This is a genomic window from Microbacterium paraoxydans (assembly GCF_019056515.1).
Taxonomy (GTDB): Bacteria; Actinomycetota; Actinomycetes; order Actinomycetales; family Microbacteriaceae; genus Microbacterium.
Genome location: NZ_CP064873.1, coordinates 2,397,851 through 2,419,584 on the forward strand (window position 1 = coordinate 2,397,851; position 21,734 = coordinate 2,419,584).

Genomic DNA, 21,734 nt, shown 5'->3' on the forward strand with positions numbered 1-21,734 from the left:
GGACGGTCTCACTCGTCCTTACTCGTACGACTTCACGATCTCGAGGAGGCTCGGGACGTTGGCGTACGCCTCGGCCGCGTTCTCCTTGGTCACGATGACCGGCGGGAGCAGGTAGGCCGGGACGACCTTCTTGCCGTTGTCGTACTGGTCGGTGTCGTTGACGTCGACCTCGTCACCCTTCTGGAGCTGACCGACCATCTTGATGGCCTGCTCCACGAGCAGCGTGGTGTCCTTGTTGATCGTGGAGTACTGCACGCCCTCCATGATCGACTTCACCGACTCGACCTCGGAGTCCTGACCGGTGACCACCGGGACGGGCTTGCCGGCCTGCTGCGCCGAGGTGATGATGGCGCGGGCGAGGGTGTCGTTCGGGGACAGGACGCCGTCGAGGGTCTCCGAGCCGTAGCTCGACGTGAGGATCGAGTCCATCCGGCGCTGGGCGTTCTCCGGCTTCCAGCCCTCGGTCGCCGTCTGGGAGATCTCGGTCTGCCCGGAGACGACGTTCAGCGTGCCGTCGTCGATCTTCGGCTGCAGCACCTCCATCGCCCCGTTGAAGAACACCGCCGAGTTGGCGTCGTCCGGCGAGCCCGAGAACAGCTCGATGTTGTACGGCGCCTCGTGATCCGCGCGCTCGGCGAGCCCGTCGAGCAGCGCCTGGCCCTGGAGCTTGCCGACCTCGAAGTTGTCGAAGGCGACGTAGTAGTCCACCGCGTCGGTGTTCTCGATGAGACGGTCGTAGGCGATGACCGCGACACCGGCGTCGCGCGCGGCCTCCACCTGCGTGGTGAGCTGCTTGCCGTCCTTGGCGCCGATGATGATGACCTTGGCGCCACCGGTGACCATCGCCTGGATCTGGTTCTGCTGCTCGGCGACCGTGTTGCTGGCGGGCGCGTACTGCACGTCCGCCTTGAAGCCGGCCTTCTCGAGGCCGTCGGTGAACAGCTGACCGGCCAGGACCCAGTTCTCCGAGGTCTTGTCGGGCAGAGCGACACCGATCGTGGAGCCGGCGTCGAAGCCCGAGGAGGCCTCCTCGCCCGACCCCGAACCCGAGTCACCGCCGCGCTCCGAGGAGCAGCCGGTGAGGGCGAATGCGCCCGCGACGACAAGCGCTGTCGCCGACAGAAGGATCTTCTTCATGTGATCTCTTTCTCTGGTGTGTGCAGGTCCCGTCGCGCCTGCGTTGCGCGACGCGGCCCTTACTTTCCGCGCGTCTCCTCGACGGCGGGGGCTTCGTACTTCTGACTGGTGGGGTAGTTCGTCTTCGTGGGATCGAACGTGTCGGTGGCCGGATCCTGCTTGCGGCCGAGACGGCGCGTGAGGAACCCGATGATCGACGGACGGCCCTGCTGCTTGTTCCACACGTCGACGCCGACGGCGAAGAGGAGCACGAGGCCCTTGATCATAGAGACGACGTCGGCACCGGCGCCGAGCAGCGCGAGGCCGTTGTTCAGGAACGCCATCACGAGACCACCGATGATCGAGCCGATCACCGTGCCGATGCCGCCGGAGACGGCCGCGCCGCCGATGAAGACGGAGGCGATCGCGTCGAGCTCCCACCCGTTGCCGTCCTGCGGGCCGGACGCGGTCGCCCTGGCGACGTAGATCATGCCGGCGAGCGAGGCGAGGACCGACATGTTCATCATCACGAAGAAGTCGACCCAGCGGTCCTTCACGCCCGAGAGGCGCGCCGCCTGGCGGTTGCCGCCGACCGCGTAGATGTGACGGCCGAAGACGGTGTTGTTCGTGATGAACGAGTAGAGGATGACGAGAGCGAGGAGGATGACGCCAGAGATCGGGAAGCTCGTGCCCTCCCGTCCGGTGGCGAACAGCCAGCCGGCGACGAGGATGACGGCCGAGATGAGGACGACCTTCGTCACGCTCACCCACAGCGGCGCCATGTCGGAGCCCATCTTGCGCTGGATGCGCCGGGTGCGGATCTCCCAGAAGACGATCCATGCGACGCCGGCGAGCGCCAGCAGCATGGTCGGGATGTTGAACGGAAGCGGCAGGGCGATCTCCGGCAGGTAGCCGGCGCCGATGATCTTGAAGCCCTCCGGCACGGGCACCGACTGCGAGTCGCCCACCGCCTGGTTCGCACCGCGGAAGAACAGCATGCCGGCCAGCGTCACGATGAACGCCGGCACCCCGACGTAGGCGACCCAGAACCCCTGCCAGGCGCCGACGAGCACGCCGACACCGAGACCGAGGAGGATGCCCAGCGGCCAGGGGAGGTTCCAGTCCTGCATGGCCTTCGCCACGACGATGCCCGTGAACGCGGCGACGGATCCGACCGAGAGGTCGATGTGCCCCATGATGATGACCATCACCATGCCGATCGCCAGGATCAGGATGTACGAGTACTGGTTGACGACGTTGATGAGGTTGCCGGAGGACAGCGTGAGGCCGGTGCCCTTGAAGATCCACGTCAGCACCTGGAAGACGACGAGGATGACGACGAGGCTGCCGAGGATGCCGAACTGACGGAGGGTCGACTGCCCTCCCCCGAACATCTTCGTGATGTCCTTGAAGTGGAAGCCGCGCTTCGCGGTGGTCGAGTCGGTGGTCATGCGGATGCTTTCTGGGTCGCGGAGGTCATGCTGCGCATGAGGTCTTCGGGGGTCGCCTGGTCGGCCGGGATGCAGTCGGTGACCCGGCCTTCGAACACGGTGTAGATGCGGTCGGAGATGCCGAGCAGCTCGGGCAGCTCGCTGGAAATGACGATCACGCCCTTGCCCTGGGCGGCGAGCTCGTTGATGATCGCGTAGATCTCGTACTTGGCGCCGACGTCGATGCCGCGGGTGGGCTCGTCGAGGATCAGCAGGTCGGGGTCCGTGAACATCCACTTCGCCAGCACGACCTTCTGCTGGTTGCCTCCGGAGAGCTTGCCGACGCCCTCCTCGACCGACGGGGTCTTGATGCGCAGCGCCTTGCGGTAGCGCTCCGCCACCGAGAACTCCTCGCGGGAGTCGACGACGCCGTTGTGCGCGATCTTGGAGAGCTTCGCCGCGACGATGGACCGCTTGATGGTGTCGAGCAGGTTGAGGCCGAGCACCTTGCGGTCCTCGCTGACGTAGGCGAGGCCGTGCTTGATCGCGGCGGCGACGTCGGGGAGCTCGATCTCCTGGCCGTCCTTGACGAGCGTGCCGGAGAGGAACGTGCCGTAGGAGCGGCCGAAGATGCTCATCGCCAGCTCGGTGCGGCCGGCGCCCATGAGGCCGGCGATGCCCACCACCTCGCCGCGGCGGACGTTGATGCTCGAGCCCTTCACGACCATGCGCTCCGGGACGGTCGGGTGCTGCACCCACCAGTCCTTGACCTCGAAGAACACCTCGCCGATCTCCGGCGTGCGGTCCGGGTAGCGGCTCTCCAGCGACCGGCCGACCATGCCGCGGATGATGCGGTCCTCGTTGATCTCGCCGCGGGAGATGTCCAGCGTCTCCACCGTGCGGCCGTCGCGGATGATCGTGATCTCGTCGGCGATCTGCTCGATCTCGTTGAGCTTGTGGCTGATCATGATCGACGCGATGCCCTTGGCCTTGAGCCCGAGGATCAGGTCGAGGAGGTGCTGCGAGTCGTTCTCGTTGAGCGCGGCGGTGGGCTCGTCGAGGATGAGCAGCTTGACGTCCTTGTTCAGCGCCTTGGCGATCTCGATGAGCTGCTGCTTGCCGACGCCGAGGGTCTTGATCGGCACGTCCGGGTCCTCGTCCAGGCCGACGCGGGCGAGGAGCTCGATGGTGCGCTCCTTCTGCGCCTGCCAGTCGATGCGGCCGAAGCGACGGATCTCGTTGCCGAGGAAGATGTTCTCGGTGACCGAGAGCTCCGGGATGAGCGCGAGCTCCTGGTGGATGATGACGATGCCGGCCTGCTCGCTGGCCGCGATGTCCTTGAAGCGCTGCTCCTGGCCGTACAGGAGGATCTCGCCGTCGTACGTGCCGTACGGGTACACCCCCGAGAGGACCTTCATCAGCGTCGACTTCCCGGCGCCGTTCTCGCCGCAGATCGCGTGGATCTCGCCGGCGCGGACGGTGATCGAGACGTCGGCGAGCGCCTTGACTCCCGGGAACTCCTTGGTGATGCGGCGCATCTCCAGGATCGGGCCTGACACGGTCGGCAACGTTGCTGTGGTGCTCACGGATCTTCCTCGCGACGTGCGGTCACCTTCGATGTGACCGTTCACATCGGTATATCGTCGTCTTCCGCGGGAGCGGTGTCAAGTCCGCGGCGTGTTTTCGTGTCGCTACCGTGATGCAGCGGATTCGCGCGCCCGCAGGAGGGTCTGCAGCGGGCCGAACGCGGGGGCCTTCTCGCCCCGGATCTCGGCGAGGAGGATGCGCACGGCGCGCCGCCCGAGCTCGGGGAAGTCCTGGTGCACCGTGCTCAGCGTCGGCGCCACGTGCGCGGCAACCGGGATGTCGTCGAAGCCGATCACGCTCACGTCGTGCGGCACGCGCAGCCCGGCGTCGCGGAATCCGTGCAGCAGCCCGATGGCCATGAGGTCGTTGGCCGCGAACACCGCCGTGAAGTCGCGCCGCAGCGAGAGCTCCTTGCCGGCGAAGTACCCGAAGTCGGCCGTCCAGTCCCCGCGGATCGGCGGGAACGTGGGCAGGTCGGCGTCGCGGAGCGCATCCAGATACCCGCGCATCCGGGACTCCGCCTCGATCCAGTCCTGCGGCCCGGCGAGGTGGAGGATGTCGCTGTGCCCCAGCGCGATCAGGTGCTCGGTCGCCGCCTTCGCCCCCGCCACCTGGTCGGCGGAGAGGCTGACGCCGTCCGATCCCGAGGCGGTCTGCAGGGTCACGAAGGGCATGGTGACGTTCATGCCGCGCAGGACATGGAAGACGCGCACCTGCGGCGCGAGCACCACGATGCCGTCGACCTGCTCGCGTTCGAGCTGGCGGACCGCGTTGCCGATAGCCTCCGGCGTGGTCGCGGGGAGGTTGAGCGTGGAGACGGAGTACCCCTCCTCGCGCGCCGCGTCCTCGATGCCGGCGATGGAAGACGTCGGCCCGAACTCCCCGATGGTCGCGGACAGGATGCCGAGCATGTTCGACTTGCTCGTCACGAGCGCGCGCGCCGCGAGATTGGGACGGTAGTCCAGCACGGCGATCGCGTCGAGCACCTTCGCCTTCGTCTCCGGGCGGATGCTGGGATGGTCGTTGAGCACCCGGGAGACGGTCTGATGCGAGACGCCGGCGAGGCGGGCGACGTCGCGGATGCTCGGCATGCGGGCACGCTCGGAGGAGGTGGACATCCAGCCTCCTCGCGTGTGCACGGTCACATGACTACTTCATTATGTCTGCGATGACCCGCCGGGTGCACCTCGACCGCGCGCACGCTCCTCGCCGCGCGGACGCGAGGGAATCGGGCAGGCTCAGCCGATGATGCGGGCTCCGGGGACGGCGCCGTGCACGTGCAGCGGATCGAGCCCGTCCTCGCGGAGGGTCGTCTGCACCGCCTGCGCGGACTCGGGATCCGCGCAGAGGAGGGCCACGGTGGGCCCGGAACCGGACACGAGACCGTGCAGCGCACCGGCCGCGACCCCGCGTTCGATGGTCTGCGCCAGATCCGGTCGCAGGTCGAGCGCGGCCGCCTGGAGGTCGTTGTGGAGCGCGTCGGCGAGCTGCCAGGCGTCTCCGGTGCGCAGCGCCTGCAGCACCGGGATCGGCACGTCGAGCGAGAGCGGCGGATCGTCGGCGAGCGCCCCCTCCTCCTCGCGCAGCTCGTCGAGCCGGGTGTACACGGCGGGCGTGGACAGCCCCTCGTCGCTGGTCACGAGCAGCCAGTCGAAGCGCCCGCGGGCGAGCGCCGGGTTCAGCTGATCGCCGCGACCGGTGCCCACGGCGGTGCCGCCGTGCAGCGCGAAGGGGACATCCGCACCGAGCCGGGCCGCGAGATCGTGCAAGCGCGCCGCGGAGAGTCCCGTGCCCCACAGCGCGTCGCAGGCGACCAGGGCGGCCGCGGCGTCCGCGGAGCCCCCGCCCATACCGCCGGCGACCGGGACGCTCTTCCGGATCTGCAGCGCGACCCCGCCGGGGTGATCCGTCGCCGTCGCCAGCAGCTTGGCGGCCCGCATCGCGAGGTTCCGGTCGTCGAGCGGAACCGAGCCGTCGTCCTCCACCCCGGTCACCGTGATCGAGAAGTCGTCGGACTCGCGGGCGATCACGTCCTCGTACAGCGACACCGCCTGGAAGACCGTCGCGAGGGCGTGATAGCCGTCGTCATGGCGCCCGCCGACACCGAGGTAGACGTTGATCTTCCCCGGCGCGCGCACGTGCACGGACCCGGAGGACGTGGCGAGGCTCATGAGCGGGTCACAGGTCCGAGGAGGTCGCCCACAGGTTCACGTCGATGGCGCCCGCGAGCTCGTCGATGCGGCGGAGCTCCTCGTCGGTGAACGCGGGACCGTCGAGGGCGGCGAGGTTCTCGTCGAGCTGCTCCGTCCGGGAGGCGCCGATGAGCGCCGAGGCGACGACCGGGGTGCGCAGCGTCCACTGCAGCGCGAGCTGCGCGAGCGACTGCCCCCGGCCCTGCGCGACCTCGTTCAGCGCCCGGAGGGTCTGGACCGCGTCCTCGGACAGCTTGCCGTTCGGCAGCGAACCGCGCTGCTGTGCGCGCTCGGCCGTGCCGTCGCCGAGGTACTTGTCGGTGAGCAGCCCCTGGGCGAGCGGGGTGAAGGCGATGGCGCCGAGGCCCGACTCCTCCAGGGTCTGCGTGAGGCCGTCCTCGATCCAGCGGTTGAGGATCGAGTACGCGGGCTGGTGGATGACCAGGGGCGTCCCCAGCTCCTTCGCCACGGCGACGGCCTCGGCCGTGCGCTCCGCGCTGTACGAGGAGATGCCGACGTACAGCGCCTTGCCCTGGCGGACGAGGGTGTCGAGCGCGCCGATGGTCTCGGCGATCGGGGTGACCGGATCGACACGGTGGGAGTAGAAGATGTCGACGTAGTCCAGCCCCATGCGGGTGAGCGACTGCTCGGCGCTGGCGAGGATGTACTTCCGGCTCGCGTAGTCGCCGTACGGTCCGGGCCACATGTCCCAGCCGGCCTTCGACGAGATGATCAGCTCGTCGCGGTACGGACGTAGGTCCTCCGCGAAGATGCGGCCGAAGTTCTTCTCGGCCGAGCCGTACGGCGGGCCGTAGTTGTTCGCCAGGTCGAAGTGCGTGATCCCGTTGTCGAACGCGTGACGCAGGAGCGCCCGCTGGTTGTCGAGCGGGATGTTGTCGCCGAAGTTCCACCAGAGGCCCAGCGAGATCGGGGGCAGGTAGAGGCCGGAGGCGCCCACCTGACGGTAGGCGAACCGTCCGTAGCGGCCCTCGTCGGCGGCGTACGGACGGTGCAGTTCGGGGACGTCGGGGCGGAAGCGGGGGGAGTCGGTCACCGTGCCAGATTAGCCGCTGATGCCGGAACCCTCGATCGCCGTTGCGTGCTGGGCGATCCGCTGGTAGTCGTCGACCGTGAGGTCCTCCCCGCGGGCGGTCGGCGCGACGCCGGCGGCGGTGAGCACCTCCGTCGCCGCGGCGGAGCTGCCGAAGAGGCCGGAGAGGGCCTGCCGGAGCATCTTGCGCCGCTGGTTGAAGGCCGCGTCCACGATGGCGAAGGTGCGCCGGCGCTCCTCCACCGGGCCGCGCTCGCCCTCGGAGCGGTCGAAGCCGACGAGGAGGCTGTCGACGTTCGGCACCGGCCAGAACACCTGGCGGGAGACGTTCCCGGTGAGCTTCCACTCGCCGTACCAGGCGGCCTTGACGCTCGGCGAGCCGTAGATCTTCGACCCCGGCTTCGCGGCGAGCCGCTCGGCCACCTCCGCCTGCACCATCACGACGCCCCGCTGCAGGTACGGGAACGTCTCCAGGAAGTGCAGCAGGACCGGCACCGACACGTTGTACGGCAGATTCGCGACGAGGACGGTCGGCTCGCCGGGCAGCTCCGTGACGCGGAGGGCGTCCGCGTCGACCACCGTGAGCATCCCCTCCGGCACGCCGTGCTCGTCGGCGGTCTGCGGCAGGCGGGCGGCCAGGCGGTGGTCGATCTCCACGGCGGTGACGGCGGCCCCCGCCTCGAGGATCGCGAGGGTCAGCGACCCGAGTCCCGGTCCGACCTCGACCACCCGCTCCCCCGGCTGTACACGGGCGGCCTGGACGATCTTGCGGACGGTGTTCGCGTCGACGACGAAGTTCTGTCCGAGCTTCTTGGTGGGGGTGACATCGAGCTCGGCGGCCAGACGGCGGATCTCGGTGGCCCCGAGCAAGGTGACGGTCATGGTCCCATTCTCCCGGATGACGGGCCGTGCCCGGTTCCTGGGTGATGTCCGTGATCATCGCTATCCTTCGGAGGTGCCCTCCCTCGGTGAACTGATCGCTCCGCGGCGCCTGGGCAGGGATTTCCGCTGGCTGCTCGCGTCGTCGTGGACGAGCAACATCGGAGACGGTGTGGCGCTGGCCGCCGCTCCCCTGCTCATCGCGTCGATGACGTCGTCGCCGATCCTCGTGGCCTCCGGCGCCATCCTGCAGTTCCTACCGTGGCTGCTCTTCGGACTGCACGCGGGGGCCATCGCCGACCGCTTCGATCGGCGGCGCCTGGTGATGACCGCCAACGCCGTGCGCGCCGTCGTGCTCGCGGCCCTCTGTGTGTTCCTCGTGACGGGAACCGCGAACATCGGGATCGTCCTCGCCGTCGCGTTCCTCTACGGCACCGCCGAGGTCTTCGTCGACACCGCGGGGAGCACATTGCTGCCGATGCTCGTGAAGCCGGCAGACCTCGGTATCGGGAACGCGCGCCTGCAGGCCGGGTATCTCGTCGCCAACCAGTTCGCCGGGCCGCCGCTGGGCGCGTTCCTCTTCGCCGCCGGGAGCGCATGGCCGTTCCTCGTCGAGGTGCTGTGCGTGACGCTCGCGATCGTCCTCATCTCCCGCATGGCCCGCACGCCCGTCCCGCCGCGGGAGACCGAGACCCACCCGCCGGTGCACACCGACATCGCGGAGGGTCTGCGCTGGCTGTGGCGCAATCCGCCGGTGCGCATGCTCGTGCTCATCATCCTCGTCTTCAACGTGACCTGGGCCGCGCCCTGGGGCGTGCTCGTGCTCTACGCCACCGAGCACCTGCAGATGGGGCCCGTGGGTTACGGCGCGCTCACCACGGCGTCCGCGGCGGGCGGCATCCTCGCGACGCTGAGCTTCGGCTGGCTGGAACGGCACGTGTCGTTCGCGAGCCTGATGCGCATCGTCCTCTCCCTCGAGGTGCTCATGCATCTCGCGTTCGCGCTGACCACCACGGGCACGGTGGCCCTCGTCATCATGTTCTTCTTCGGGGCGTACGCCTTCGTGTGGGGCACGATCTCCACGACCGTCCGGCAGCGCCTCGTCCCCGCTTCCCTCCAGGGGCGCGTGGCCTCGGTCAACATGGTCGGCGTCTTCGGCGGCATGATCGTCGGCCAGGCCCTCGGCGGCGTCATCGCGCAGACCTGGGGCCTGACGGCACCGTGGTGGTTCGCCTTCGGCGGGGCGGCGATCACCCTGGTGCTGGTGTGGAAGCCCATCTCGCACATCGTCAGTGCCAAGCCCGTCGCCGAGACCGGGCCCGAGGACGTCGATCCGGAGGGTCAGCCGGCGAACGAGCCGTAGACCCGCAGCGTGTTCTCGGCGAGCTGCGCGGAGAGCTCGTCCACGTCCAAGTCGAGCTCCGCGGCCAGGAAGCGCACCGTGAGCGGCACGAGATACGGCGCGTTCGGGCGGCCCCGCAGCGGGACCGGCGTGAGGAACGGAGCGTCCGTCTCGACGAGGAGGCGATCGAGCGGGGTGACCTTCAGCGCGTCGCGCAGGTTCTGCGCGTTCTTGAACGTCACGTTCCCGGCGAATGACAGGTAGTAGCCCGCGTCGGCGCACACCCGAGCCATCGCCTCGTCGCCGGAGAAACAGTGGAACACGGTGCGCTCGGGGGCCCCGACCCGCGTCAGCGTCTCCAGCACGGCCTCGTGCGCATCCCGGTCGTGGATCTGCATCGCGATGCCGTGCTTCTTCGCGAGCGCGATGTGCGCCTCGAAGGAGGCGAACTGCGGCGCACGGCGCTCCGGTTCGGTGCGGAAGAAGTCGAGCCCGGTCTCGCCGATCGCGCGCGTGCGCGGATGGGCGGCGAGCTCGTCGATGACCGCGAGCGCCTCGTCGAGGCGCCCCTCCTCCGCGTACGTCGGGGCATCGTTCGGGTGGATGGCGACCGCGGCGAGGACCCGGGGGTCGGACGCGGCGGCTTCGACCGCCCAGCGGGACGACTCGATGTCTCCGGACGCCTGCACGACGCCGATGACGCCGACGGCCTCCGCCCGGTCGAGCTGGGTCTTGAGAGACATGGGCTGGTCACCATCGGCGATCTCGAGGTGCGCGTGGTTGTCGTACACGGGCACCGCGAGGGGCTCCGGGGCCGCCGGATAGGTCCGGTCCTTGCGCCCGTCGCCCGAGCGCTCGCGCACGTAGGTCTCCGCCATGGTGTCCTGCCCGGATGTCAGGCCGTGGACTCCACGCGCGGGAACAGCGGCGCGAGGCCGTTGACGCTCGTGCCCGGCTTCAGCACGCCCCAGGCCCCCGCCTCGCGGATCGGCTGGTCCTGCAGCCGCCCCAGGGTCTCCGCGGCGCCGAGCGCGATCCACAGCTTTTCGGTCGACTGCGGCATCACCGGCGACAGCAGCACGGCCAGCGCCCGCAGCCCCTCGGCGCACGTGTAGAGCACGGTGCCCAGACGCTCGCGCTGGTCCTCGTCGCGGGCGAGCGCCCACGGCTCGTTCTCGGTGATGTACCCGTTGAGCGCGTCGACGATGGTCCAGATCGCGGAGATCGCCTCGTCGATGCGGAACTGGCCGATCGCGGCGTCCGCCTTCGTCGCGGCGTCCGCGACGATCCGCTGGATCGCGAGGTCGGCCTCGGTGTACTCGGCCGCCGGCGGCACGATGCCCTCGAAGTACTTCTCGATCATCGCGGTCGTGCGCGAGGCGAGGTTGCCGAAGCCGTTCGCGAGCTCGGCCTGGTACCGCGCGGACAGGTCCTCCCAGGAGAACGAGCCGTCCTGGCCGAACGCGATCGCCGACAGGAAGTAGAAGCGGTACGCGTCGGAACCGAAGACGTCGGTGATCTCGGTCGGCGCGATGCCGGTGAGCTTCGACTTCGACATCTTCTCGCCGCCCACGAGCAGCCAGCCGTGCGCGAAGACGCCCTTCGGCACATCGAGCCCCGCCGCCATCAGCAGCGCCGGCCAGATCACAGCGTGGAAGCGCAGGATGTCCTTGCCGACCACGTGGTAGGCGGGCCACCGGCGCGCGAAGGTCTCCTCGTCGGAGCCGTAGCCGACGGCCGTGGCGTAGTTGAGCAGCGCGTCGACCCACACGTAGATGACGTGCGACTCGTCCCACGGCAGCGGGATGCCCCAGTCGAAGGTCGAGCGGGAGATCGACAGGTCCTTGAGGCCCTGGCTCACGAAGGAGACGACCTCGTTGCGCGCCGAATCGGGCCGCACGAAGTCGGGCTCGGTCTTGTAGAGCTCGAGCAGGCGGTCCTGGAACTCGCTGAGCTTGAAGAAGTAGTTCTTCTCCTGCAGCAGCTCGAGCGGCTTGGAGTGGATGGCGCAGACCTTCAGCCCCTCGAAGGGACCGGTGCCGTCGACGATCTCGGACTCCGGCTTGAACTCCTCGCAGCCCACACAGTAGAGCGCCTCGTACTCGCCCGCATAGATGTACCCGCGGTCGTAGAGCCGCTGGAAGAACGTCTGCACGTTGGTCTCGTGCCGCTCCTGCGTGGTGCGGATGAAGTCGTCGTTCGCGACGTCGAGGGTCTTCAGCAGCGGGAACCAGCTCTCGCTGACGAGCTTGTCGACCCACTCCTGCGGGGTGACGCCGTTGGCGGCCGCGGCCCGCAGCATCTTCTGACCGTGCTCGTCGGTGCCCGTCAGCATCCAGGTGTCGTCGCCCGCCTGGCGGTGCCACCGTGCGAGCGTGTCGACGGCCACCGTCGTGTACCCGTGACCGATGTGCGGCACATCGGAGGGGTAGTAGATGGGCGTGGTGATGTAGAAGGAGTCGCCAGCGGGCATGGGGACAATTCTAGGTGCCCCCATGCCCGTGGTTACGCCGTGCGGCTCGTCAGAGCCCATTGCGGCGGGCGACCTCGCCGAGCCAGGCCAGCGAGGGCTTCGGGAACCGCTCGAAGGTCTCGTGGTCGAAGCCGATCAGCCCGAACGTGGGCCGGAAGCCACTGGCCCACTCGTAGTTGTCGAGCGCACTCCAGTGCTGGTAGGCCCGCACGTCGATGCCGTCGGCGATCGCGCGATGCAGCCCCTCCAGCGCGCCCTGCGTGTAGGCGATGCGCCGGCTGTCGTCGGCCGTGGCGATGCCGTTCTCCGTGACGAGCACGGGGACGCCGCCGCTGCGCTCCCACGCGCTCCGGACGCCCAGCTCGAGGGCCTCGGGGAAGAACTCCCAGCCCGTGAGCGTCGTCTCCACGTCCGGTGACACCGGCAGTGGCCCCTCCGGACCGATGAACGTGCGGGTGTAGGCCTGCACGCCCACGAAGTCGTCTCCGGCGGACTGCTCCAGGTACCAGTGGTCGCGCGGGTCGCCGTACGTCGCGAGCATCTCGTCGGCGCCGGGCTCGCCCGTGGAGTGGAAGGCCTGGGTGGCGATCGTCCAGCCCGCCTGCACCCCGGGAACCGTGTGCAGGATCTCGGACGCGCGCCGGTGGGCCGTCAGCAGGGTGTCCGCGACGCCGAGGTCCGGATTCGGCAGGCCGTAGGCGACGAGGTTCGCCGCGTCCTCGCCCCCGGCCAGCATCGCCGCGATGTTCGGCTCGTTGATGGTGCACACGTAGCGCACGCCGTCGAGGATCGGCAGCACGGTCTCCACATAGCGGGAGAACAGGTCCACCGCGTCGTCGGCACGCCAGAAGCCGTCCTTCTGGAACCACTGCGGCACCGTGAAGTGCATGAGGGTGACCGTCGGGTCCAGCCCGCTCTCCCTGGCGGTGTCGATCATGCGGCGGTAGTGGTCGAGCATCGCCCGTGAGACGAACCCGCGCTCCGGCTCGATCCGCGCCCACTCAACCGAGAACCGGTAGGAGTTCAGCCCGGCCTCGGCGAGCAGCCGCATGTCCTCCGGGTAGCGGTGGAAGTGATCGGCGGCGTCACCGGAGGGCTCGACCATGGGCGAGTCGGGGGCGTGTTCCATCGCCCACCAGTTGCTCGTGGTGTTGTTGCCCTCCACCTGATGGGCGGCGGTCGCGGCGCCCCAGAGGAAGCCGTCGGGGAATGCGAGCACGGATGCGCTCCTCTCTCTTTCTTGCAGTCGTTCGGTGCGCGTCAGCGGGCGCGGGCGGGGTTCGGCACGGCGTCGAGCAGTTCGACCGTGTACGGGTCCTCCGGATGCTGCAGCACCTGGGACGTCTCGCCCCGCTCGACGACGCGGCCGCTGTTGAGCACGAGGATGTTCTCGGTGACGAGCCGCGCGCTCAGCAGATCGTGGGTGATGTAGAGCATGCTGATGCCCCACCGTTCGCGGAGGTCCTCCAGCAGCGCGAGCACGCCGGCGCGGAGCGACACGTCGAGCATCGACACCGGCTCGTCCGCGATGAGCACCTGCGGGTCGCTCGCGAGCGCCCTGGCGATCACCACGCGCTGCCGCTGCCCGCCGGAGAGCTGGTGCGGCAGCTTGGCGGCGAACTGCTCGACGGGCGTGAGGCCCACCGTCTCCAGCAGTTCGAGCACCCGGGCCCTGGCCTCCGCCCCGCGCAGCCTCGTGTAGTTCACGACGGGACGGGTCAGGGCGTACTCGACGGTGTGCAGCGGGTTCAGGGCCGCGTACGGATCCTGGAACACCATCTGCACGTCCTTGCGGAGGTCGCGGAGTCCTCGGCGCTTCAAGGACGCGACATCGGTGTCGCCGAAGCGGATGCGGCCGGAGGTCGGCTTCTCGACGCCGGTGAGCATCTTGGCGATCGTCGACTTGCCCGAGCCGGAGGCACCGACCAGCGCCAGCGCCTCCCCCGGCTCCAGGCGGAAGGACACGTCGTCGACCGCGACGACCGGGTCCTGACCGCGGCGCGGTGCCGGATAGCGCTTGGTCACGCCCTCCACCACGATCGCGGCATCGGCCCGCCGGGCGTCCCGCGGCGACACGGTCGGCAGGGTCTCGGTGACGTCCGTACGGCTGCGTCCCTCCCGGCGGCGGGTGCCGAGATCGACGAACCCGGGGATCTCGATCTTCTCGGCGCGCGGGTCGGCGTAGTGGCTCAGCAGCATCCGGGTGTACTCGTCCTGCGGGCGGTGCAGGATGTCCTGACTGCGGGCGTCCTCCACGATGCGGCCCTCGTGCATGACCATCACCCGGTCGGTCGCCTCGAGGACGATCCCGAGGTCGTGGCTGATGAGGATCGCCGTGAAGCGCTCGGACCGCTGCAGCTCCTGGATCGTGTCCATGACCGCGTGCTGGACGAGGACGTCGAGCGCCGTCGTCGGCTCGTCGAACACCATCAGCTGGGGTTCGAGCGAGAGGGCGAGGGCGATCGACGCGCGCTGGCGCATGCCGCCGGAGAGCTCACCGGGGTATCGGTCGAGCACCTCCGGCTTGAGCCCCACCTTGCCGACGAGCTCCCGCGCCCTGGCCTGGCGCTGCTCGGCGGGCACATGACCGTGCGCGGCGAAGATGTCGCGGAAGTGGTTGCCCACGGTCCGCACGGGGTTCAGCGCGTTCATGCCGGACTGCAGCACCATCGCGAAGCCGCCCTGCCGCTGACGCCGCAGTTCTTCGGCGTCGAGCTCGCGGATGTCGCGGCCGTCGAACAGGATGCGGCCGCCGCTGATGCGCGCCGGCGGCTTCTGCAGCCGCGTGAGCGCGAAGCCGAGCGTGGACTTGCCCGACCCGGACTCGCCGACGAGCCCGACGAACTCGCCGCGCCGGAGCGCGAACGACACGTCGCGCACGGCCGGCACCGGCTCCTGCCCCGGGGAGGCGTACTCCACGGACAGTGACTGGACGTCGAGGAGGATGTCGTCGTGCTCCATGGCGCTCATCGGCCCTTCCCTTCGCGCAGGCGCGGATTGGAGATGCCGTCCACGCCGAAGTTGATGAGTGTGAGGCTGAGGGCGAGCAGCGCGATGCACAGACCGGGCGCGAACAGCAGCAGCCACTGGCCGGTGAGCAGGGAGTTCGAGTTCTGCGCCCAGTAGAGCATCGTGCCCCAGCTGACGATGCTGGAGTCGCCCAGACCGAGGAACTCCAGCCCCGCCTCCGCGAGGATCGCCGCCGTCGCCGCCCCGAAGAGGGTGCCGGCGATGATCGACGTCATGTTCGGCAGGATCTCGCGGAAGACGATCCGCGCCCTGCTGTCGCCGGAGAACTGCGCCGAGGTGACGAAGTCGTTGCCGCGCAGGGACTGGGTCTGGCTGCGCAGCACGCGGGCACCCCAGGCCCAGCCGGTCACGACGATCACGGCGATGATCATGAGGATGCCGCCGTTCTGCAGGTAGGCCGCGATCACGATCATCAGCGGCAGGCCCGGGATCACGAGGAAGAGGTTCACGATGAACCCGACGACCTCGCCCGCGAAGCCGCGCATGTAGCCCCAGCTCAGACCGATCAGCACGGCCACGATCGTGGAGAGGAGCCCGGCCGCGAAGCCCACGAGGAGGCTGACCTGGGCACCGTAGATGAGCTGGCTGAGCACGTCCTCCCCGGCCGCGGTCGTGCCGAGCCAGTGCTCCCACGAGGCGTCGGCGTTGCGCGGGAACCCGTTCTCCTTCGGGCCGTACGGAGCCAGGAGCGGGGCGAACACGGCGACGAGCACGAAGAACGCGAGGAGGCAGAGGCCGATGCGGGCCTTGCCGTTGGACCACAGGGTGCCGACCATGCGGCCGAAGGCGCGCCACGGGCTGGGCGCCGCGATGCGGGCGGTGGGGACCTTGACGGTCACGGTGCTGGGGGTGGGGTTCGGGGTCGTCATCGGCGAGTCCTCGGGTCGAGAACCCCGTAGAGGATGTCCACGAGGAAGTTGGCGATGAGCACGCTCACGGTGATCATCAGGAAGAGCGCCTGCATGAGCGGGTAGTCCTGCCCGATCACGGCGTTGAACAGCAGGTAGCCGATGCCCGGATAACCGAACACCTGCTCGACGAGGATCGAGCCGCCCACCACGCCGCCGAGCGTGAGCCCGAAGCCGGTGAGGTTCGGCAGGATCGCGTTGCGGGCCGCGTAGCGGAGGGCGATCGTGCGGCCGCGGAGGCCGTTCGCCTCGCCGAAGGTGATGTAGTCCTCGCCGAGGGTATTGATCATCGCGTTGCGCATGCCGATGATCCAGCCGCCGAGGGAGGTGAGCAGGATCGTCAGCGCCGGCAGGAACGCGTGCCGGACGAGGTCGACGATGAAGTCCCAGGTGAAGCCCGGGGTGGTCGTCGCCGAGTAGGCGCCGGTGGTCGGGAACCAGTGCAGCACGTAGCCGAGGAAGAACAGCAGCAGCAGCGCCGTCCAGAAGTACGGGAACGTACTGAGGAACGACCCGGTCAGCGTCGGCAGGGAGTCCAGCCACGTGCCGCGCCTCCAGGCGGCCATCACGCCGATGAGGGTGCCGATCACGAAGGCGAGGATCGTGACGATGCCGACGAGGCCGAGCGTGTACGGCAGCGCGGTGGAGACCATGCTCGACACGGTCTGCGGGTAGAACGTGTACGAGACGCCGAAGTCGAGTCGCACGACCTGGCCGAGGTAGGCCACGTACTGGTCCCACATCGATCCGGTCGGCACTCCGAGCTGCGCCTCGATCGCGGCGCGCGTGGCGTCGGAGACCGGACCGTTCTGGGAGAGCTTCGCGATCGCGGCGTCGGCGGGAGAGCCGGGCATGAGTCGCGGGAGGAAGAAGTTCAGGGTGATCGCGGCCCACAGGGTGAGCAGGAACAAGCCGATCTTCTGGAGGACGTACTTCACTGGTCTCCCCCGTCCGTGCGCTTCAGGTGGGTGAAGATGCCCAGCGGTGCCGAGTCGTAGTTCTGCGGGATCATGTACGGATCGTCCGCGGAGGGCCAGCCGGTGAACTTCGCGTCGTTGAACAGACCCCAGATCCCGCCGTAGTACAGGCCGATCACGGGGACCTGCTCGTAGACGATGCTCTGCAGTTCGTGCACGATCTCGGTCTGGCGGTCGGGATCGATCGTGGCGCGGTACTCCTCCAGCAGGGCGTCGGCCTCCGGGGAGCGGTAGCGCTCGAAGTTGTTGGTCGTGACCTCGCCGGCCGGCACGTAGAAGTCGCTGGAGAGCAGGCTGTTGTAGGCCTGGTACACGTCGCCGTTGCCCATGCCGCCGATCGCCATCTCGAAGTCGCCGGTGCCGATCGCGCTCTGGTAGCCGGCGGGCTGCGGGAGCTTGAGCGACACCTTGACGCCGACGTCCGCGAGCTGGCGCTGCACGGTCTGGGCGGCGCGCGTCCAGTCGGAGTATCCGTTGGCCGTGGTCAGCGAGAACGCGAGCTGCCCGCCGTCCGGGCCGACGAGCTGATCGCCCTGCAGGGTGTACCCGGACTCGGCGAACGCCGCGAGCGCGGCGTCGCGGTCCTGCGCGAGCATGCCCTGGTCCGGGATCTCCGGGTCGAGGTACTTCTCCTGGTTGGGCAGGATGAGGCCGGTCTGCCCTGCGGGCTGCATGTACCCCTCGGAGGCGGTCTCGGCGATCTCCTCCCGGTCGAGCGCGAGCGCGATGCCGCGACGGACGTTCACGTCGTCGAACGGGGCGACCTCGAGGTTGGGCACGAGCGAGATGACGCCGCCCGGCGGGAACCACCAGGTGTTGTCGGGACTCGCCGCCCCCCAGGTCCCCTCGACGTCGGAGATGAAGGAGTAGCCCCAGTCGTAACCGCGGGTCACGGTGTCGAGCTGGGTGTTCGTGGCCGGCAGGATGATGTGCTCGATCTCGATCTTGTCCGCCTGCCAGTAGTCGGGGTTGCGGTCCATCGAGTACTGCTGGTCGTTGTAGTTCCCGAGCACGAACGGGCCGGTGCCGACCGGCTCCTCGTTGCGCCAGGTGGCCGGGTCCTCCACGTCGGCCCACAGGTGCTCGGGGACGATCATGGTCTGCCCGAGGATCGAGAGCGACGGCGCGTCCTCGCCCTGGAGGTGGAACACCACGTCGTCGCCGTCGACCTCGATGCGGTCGATGTGCTGCCACGCGCCCTTGATGTCGAGCGAAGGCTCGTCCTTGATGAGCTGGAACGTGAAGGCCACGTCCTCCGGGGTGAAAGGCTCGCCGTCGCTCCACTCCACGCCGTCGCGGACCGTCATCACGATCGTGCGGGCGTCGGGCTGGGTCCACTCGGACGCGAGCCACGGGGTGAGCTCACCGTCGAGCGGGTTCACCAGGATGAGCGGCTCGTAGATCCACCGCGAGGCCGTCCGGGTGTTCGTGAGGTAGGGGTTGAAGTTCTGCGTGAAGAACGGGTTGCCCTTGTCGGCGTTGATGAGCATCGTGTCGTCGCCGATCGAGGGGTCGGGCTGCGAGCTGATCTGGATGCTGCAGCCGCTGAGCGCGACCGCTGCGGCCGCGAGCGCCACGACGGCGGCGCGGCGCCAGCGTCGGAAGGTGTGCGTCTCTGCCACTGGATGACCTCATGTCGTCTCTGTCATGAAGGGCGCCCCGGGGGGTGGGGAGTCCTGCCGGCCGAAGCCGTACACGAGATTGTAAGCGCATACATTTTGAATCGGCAACCCCGTGATGAGCCAGGGGGTCGTCCGGGGCGGTGCGGTCGCGTCGGCTCAGGCCGGGCGCGTGGAGCTCTCGCGGAGGAGGATCTGGAGCGGCAGACGCGTGGTGAGCGGCGGGGCGTCCGGCTGTTCCAGCCGTCGCGCGAGCACCTGCACCGCCGCGCGTCCGAGCTCGATCATCGGCTGCCGGATCGTGGTCAGCGGCGGCGACACCAGGGTCGCCGCCTCGATGCCGTCGAACCCCGTGACGAGGACGTCGTCCGGCACCCGCACGCCCGCCCCGCGGAACACGTCCATCGCCCCGAGGGCCATCTGGTCGTTGGCGGCGATGAGCGCGGCGGGCACGCCCTCGTGCGCGAGCCGCTCCCCCGCCCGACGTCCGGAGGCGCGGGTGAAATCGCCCCGGAGGATGCGTACCGCTGCCGGATCGCGCCCCGCGGCGGCGAGCGCGGTCGACACGCCCTCCCACCGCTGCTCGGCGTCGGGCGAGTCGGCCGGGCCGGCGAGGAACGCGATCTCCCCCTCCCCGACCTGGGACAGCACGTGACGGGTCAGCTCCCCCATCGCCTCGACGTTGCTCACCGTGACGTGGTCGTAGGCATCGCCCCGCGGCGGTCCGGAGAGCACGACCACCGGGATACGGCGGGCCAGCCGGGCGAGCACGGCGTCCGGCACGCTGCGGGCGAGCACCATGAGCCCGTCCACGCGGCCGGCCATGTCGCGGACGGTGGAGCGGTCGGGATCGTCGCGGCCGACGCCCACCATGAGCACGAACCCCTGCTTCCACGCCTCCAGCTCGGCGCCGCGGAGGACTTCGTCGAGGAACAGCATGGAGGAGTGCGGCGCGTCCTGCTCGTCCGACACGACCGTGAACGGCGGGCGGGCGGCGGCGGACAGCACGTCGAGGGGCGGAGCGTCCTCGGCGGCGTCGAATCCGGGGAAGTACAGCCCCAGCACCCCGGTCCGGCGCTCCGCGAGACCCCGCGCGCTCCCACTGGGGACGTACCCCAGCGCGGCGACCGCGTCGAGCACCCGCTCCCGGGTCACCGGACGGACGGCCTCCGGCGAGCGCAACACCCGCGACACGGTCGCGATCGACACTCCGGCGCGGTCGGCGACGTCGTACACCGTCGCGGCCTTGCTCACGCGGACTCCTCTCGCTCGCGGGTTCTGGTTCTGGTTTCTGGTCCTGGTCCTGGTCCTGTCAGCGTAGGACAGTCTCCCCCGGTGCCCCCTCCCCTCCCGCGCGCCGGCGCAGATTCGCGTCGGTGTCGCAGGGATGGGGCCAGTCTCTGCGACACGGTGCATATGTCCGACACGGTGCAGACCTGCGAGGGCGTGCGTGGACGGGGCAGGTCAGGAGCGGAGGGCGCCGAGGGCTCCGTGCGGGCGGGAGCTGATCTCGCCGGGTTCGCGCTCGCGGGTCTCGGACCACTGCAGCTCGAGACCGGCCGCGGCGAGCAGCGGGGACAGGGCCTCCGCGGTCCAGAAGAAGGCGGGGGCGACGGCATGAGGGAAGATCACCCGGGGTTCGCCGACGAAGTACCCGAGGAGCAGGCTCCCGCCGGGGGCGAGCACCCGGGCGAACTCCGCGAACACGTCCGGGAGCTCGGCAGGAGGCGTGTGGATCACGGAGTACCACGCGAGGACGCCGCCGACGGTGCCCGATGCCTGAGGCAGCGTCCGGAACGACCCGTGATGGAACGAGAGGTGCGGGTACTGCGCCCGCGCCCCGTGGATGAAAGCCGAGGAGAGGTCGATCCCATCGACGTCCCGCCCCTCGCCCCCGTGCAGGAAGGCCGTCCAGTGCCCGGGGCCGCAGCCCGCATCGAGCAGCCGCCCCGGGGTCTCCTCGCGCCACCGCCGGATGAGCTCGCGGTCACGGGGATCCATCAGTCCCAGGTCTCCCGCGACCTCCCGGTACTCCGCGGCCCTCGCGTCGTAGGCGCGCGCGACCGGGTCCTGTCCCGCGGGAGGCCGCAGATCCGGGCTCATGCCGCAGCCGCCCCCCGCATCCCCGCAACCGGGGTGCGAATCTGCGGGGGAATCCTGTCCCGCGGGAGGTCGCAGATCCGGGCTCATGCCGCAGCCGCCCCCCGCATCCCCGCAACCGGGGTGCGAATCTGCGACGGGGGTCACCGCGACCGCGCCGCCAGGGCCGCCTGATACAGATCCCGGGAGGACAAGCCCGTCAGGGCCGCGACCTCGGAGGCCGCATCCTTCAGGCGGGTGCCGTCCGCGACCAGGGCCTGTACCTGGGCGAGGGCGTCCTCCGGGGAGGCCTCCCGCCGCGGTGCCCCCTCGACGACCACCACGATCTCGCCCTTCACGCCGTCGGCGGCCCAGGCGGCGAGCTCGGACGCGGTGCCACGACGGACCTCCTCGTAGAGCTTCGTCAGCTCCCGGCACACGGCGATCCGGCGGTCCGCGCCGAAAGCGGCCCCCATGTCGGTCAGGGTCGTCGCCAGGCGCGAGGGCGACTCGAAGAACACCATCGTGCGCGGCTCGGCGGCGAGGGCGGAAAGGGTCGCCCGGCGCTCCCCCGGCTTCCGCGGCAGGAACCCCTCGAAGGTGAAGCGGTCCGTCGGCAGCCCCGAGATCGCCAGGGCCATGAGCACCGCGCTAGGCCCCGGGATCGCGGTCACCGTGACCCCCTGCGCCACCGCCTCAGCGACGAGGCCGTATCCCGGGTCGCTCACGGTCGGCATGCCCGCATCGCTCAGCACCACGAGGTCGGTCTCCGCGGCGAGCGCGGCCAATTCCGCGGCCTTCTGCTTCTCGTTGTGGTCGTGCAGCGCGATCAGCCGGGGCCGGTTGTCGATCGCGAGGGCCTGCAGGAGGCGCTGCGTCGTGCGGGTGTCCTCCGCCACGACGATCTCCGCGTTCTCCAGCACCTCCACGAGGCGCCGCGACGCATCGCCCAGGTTTCCGATCGGGGTCGCGGCGAGGATGATCACCCGCCCAGCTTAGGCGTGGACCTGAGACGGGACCGGAGCCGGCATACCGGGAGCACAGGGCGGAG

The 21,734-nt window shown here is 69.7% G+C and carries 18 protein-coding genes; 1 reads left to right on the forward strand and 17 read right to left on the reverse strand.

What is annotated here, in order from left to right:
- Positions 1-18: 18 nt before the first annotated feature.
- The 7 genes from IZR02_RS11690 to rsmA all read right to left on the reverse strand — a co-directional run bounded on the left by IZR02_RS11690 (position 19) and on the right by rsmA (position 8,258).
- Entirely contained in the window at positions 19-1,137 is a 1,119-nt protein-coding gene (locus IZR02_RS11690) for a substrate-binding domain-containing protein (protein WP_025105621.1), read from the reverse strand.
- Between the two features lie 59 nt (positions 1,138-1,196).
- Positions 1,197-2,567, reverse strand: a complete 1,371-nt coding sequence (gene mmsB, locus IZR02_RS11695) for a multiple monosaccharide ABC transporter permease (protein ID WP_025105620.1) — start codon at positions 2,565-2,567, stop codon at positions 1,197-1,199.
- Positions 2,564-4,177, reverse strand: a complete 1,614-nt coding sequence (gene mmsA, locus IZR02_RS11700; RefSeq protein WP_438803943.1) for a multiple monosaccharide ABC transporter ATP-binding protein — start codon at positions 4,175-4,177, stop codon at positions 2,564-2,566. The genes mmsB and mmsA overlap by 4 nt, the downstream gene beginning before the upstream one ends.
- 60 nt (positions 4,178-4,237) lie before the next feature.
- On the reverse strand, positions 4,238-5,251 hold the full coding sequence (locus IZR02_RS11705; RefSeq protein ID WP_025105618.1) for a LacI family DNA-binding transcriptional regulator: 1,014 nt from the start codon (positions 5,249-5,251) through the stop codon (positions 4,238-4,240).
- A 120-nt stretch (positions 5,252-5,371) separates the two neighbouring features.
- The gene (locus IZR02_RS11710) at positions 5,372-6,304 is read right to left on the reverse strand and encodes a 4-(cytidine 5'-diphospho)-2-C-methyl-D-erythritol kinase (protein WP_025105617.1); all 933 of its coding nucleotides are present in this window, start codon (positions 6,302-6,304) and stop codon (positions 5,372-5,374) included.
- Between the two features lie 7 nt (positions 6,305-6,311).
- Positions 6,312-7,379: an L-glyceraldehyde 3-phosphate reductase gene (gene mgrA / locus IZR02_RS11715; RefSeq protein ID WP_025105616.1), complete on the reverse strand. Its 1,068-nt coding sequence runs from the start codon at positions 7,377-7,379 to the stop codon at positions 6,312-6,314.
- Positions 7,380-7,388: 9 nt separating this feature from the next.
- Positions 7,389-8,258 carry a 16S rRNA (adenine(1518)-N(6)/adenine(1519)-N(6))-dimethyltransferase RsmA gene (gene rsmA / locus IZR02_RS11720; RefSeq protein ID WP_025105615.1) on the reverse strand — a complete coding sequence of 290 codons (870 nt, stop codon included), beginning with the start codon at positions 8,256-8,258 and terminating at the stop codon, positions 7,389-7,391.
- Between the two features lie 73 nt (positions 8,259-8,331).
- Here rsmA and IZR02_RS11725 point away from each other — a divergent pair, with 73 nt between their 5' ends.
- Positions 8,332-9,618 carry an MFS transporter gene (locus tag IZR02_RS11725; RefSeq protein WP_025105614.1) on the forward strand — a complete coding sequence of 429 codons (1,287 nt, stop codon included), beginning with the start codon at positions 8,332-8,334 and terminating at the stop codon, positions 9,616-9,618.
- Here IZR02_RS11725 and IZR02_RS11730 read toward each other — a convergent pair.
- The 10 genes from IZR02_RS11730 to rsmI all read right to left on the reverse strand — a co-directional run bounded on the left by IZR02_RS11730 (position 9,597) and on the right by rsmI (position 21,669).
- The gene (locus tag IZR02_RS11730; RefSeq protein ID WP_025105613.1) at positions 9,597-10,475 is read right to left on the reverse strand and encodes a TatD family hydrolase; all 879 of its coding nucleotides are present in this window, start codon (positions 10,473-10,475) and stop codon (positions 9,597-9,599) included. The two genes, IZR02_RS11725 and IZR02_RS11730, sit on opposite strands and share 22 nt — an antisense overlap.
- 17 nt (positions 10,476-10,492) lie before the next feature.
- Positions 10,493-12,070, reverse strand: coding sequence for a methionine--tRNA ligase (gene metG, locus IZR02_RS11735; RefSeq protein ID WP_025105612.1), 1,578 nt, complete (start codon positions 12,068-12,070; stop codon positions 10,493-10,495).
- Between the two features lie 49 nt (positions 12,071-12,119).
- On the reverse strand, positions 12,120-13,289 hold the full coding sequence (locus tag IZR02_RS11740; RefSeq protein ID WP_217316478.1) for a glycoside hydrolase family 1 protein: 1,170 nt from the start codon (positions 13,287-13,289) through the stop codon (positions 12,120-12,122).
- Between the two features lie 41 nt (positions 13,290-13,330).
- Entirely contained in the window at positions 13,331-15,031 is a 1,701-nt protein-coding gene (locus tag IZR02_RS11745; RefSeq protein ID WP_029990120.1) for an ABC transporter ATP-binding protein, read from the reverse strand.
- A 5-nt stretch (positions 15,032-15,036) separates the two neighbouring features.
- On the reverse strand, positions 15,037-15,969 hold the full coding sequence (locus tag IZR02_RS11750; RefSeq protein WP_025105609.1) for an ABC transporter permease: 933 nt from the start codon (positions 15,967-15,969) through the stop codon (positions 15,037-15,039).
- A complete protein-coding gene (locus tag IZR02_RS11755; protein WP_025105608.1) occupies positions 15,966-16,946 on the reverse strand; it encodes an ABC transporter permease in 981 nt (326 codons plus the stop codon). The genes IZR02_RS11750 and IZR02_RS11755 overlap by 4 nt, the downstream gene beginning before the upstream one ends.
- Positions 16,943-18,607 carry an ABC transporter substrate-binding protein gene (locus IZR02_RS11760; RefSeq protein WP_062764756.1) on the reverse strand — a complete coding sequence of 555 codons (1,665 nt, stop codon included), beginning with the start codon at positions 18,605-18,607 and terminating at the stop codon, positions 16,943-16,945. The genes IZR02_RS11755 and IZR02_RS11760 overlap by 4 nt, the downstream gene beginning before the upstream one ends.
- A 156-nt stretch (positions 18,608-18,763) precedes the next feature.
- Positions 18,764-19,858 carry a LacI family DNA-binding transcriptional regulator gene (locus IZR02_RS11765; protein WP_025105606.1) on the reverse strand — a complete coding sequence of 365 codons (1,095 nt, stop codon included), beginning with the start codon at positions 19,856-19,858 and terminating at the stop codon, positions 18,764-18,766.
- A 210-nt stretch (positions 19,859-20,068) separates the two neighbouring features.
- Positions 20,069-20,707 carry a class I SAM-dependent methyltransferase gene (locus IZR02_RS11770; protein ID WP_025105605.1) on the reverse strand — a complete coding sequence of 213 codons (639 nt, stop codon included), beginning with the start codon at positions 20,705-20,707 and terminating at the stop codon, positions 20,069-20,071.
- 140 nt (positions 20,708-20,847) lie between these two features.
- A complete protein-coding gene (rsmI, locus tag IZR02_RS11775; protein ID WP_025105604.1) occupies positions 20,848-21,669 on the reverse strand; it encodes a 16S rRNA (cytidine(1402)-2'-O)-methyltransferase in 822 nt (273 codons plus the stop codon).
- Positions 21,670-21,734: the final 65 nt, after the last annotated feature.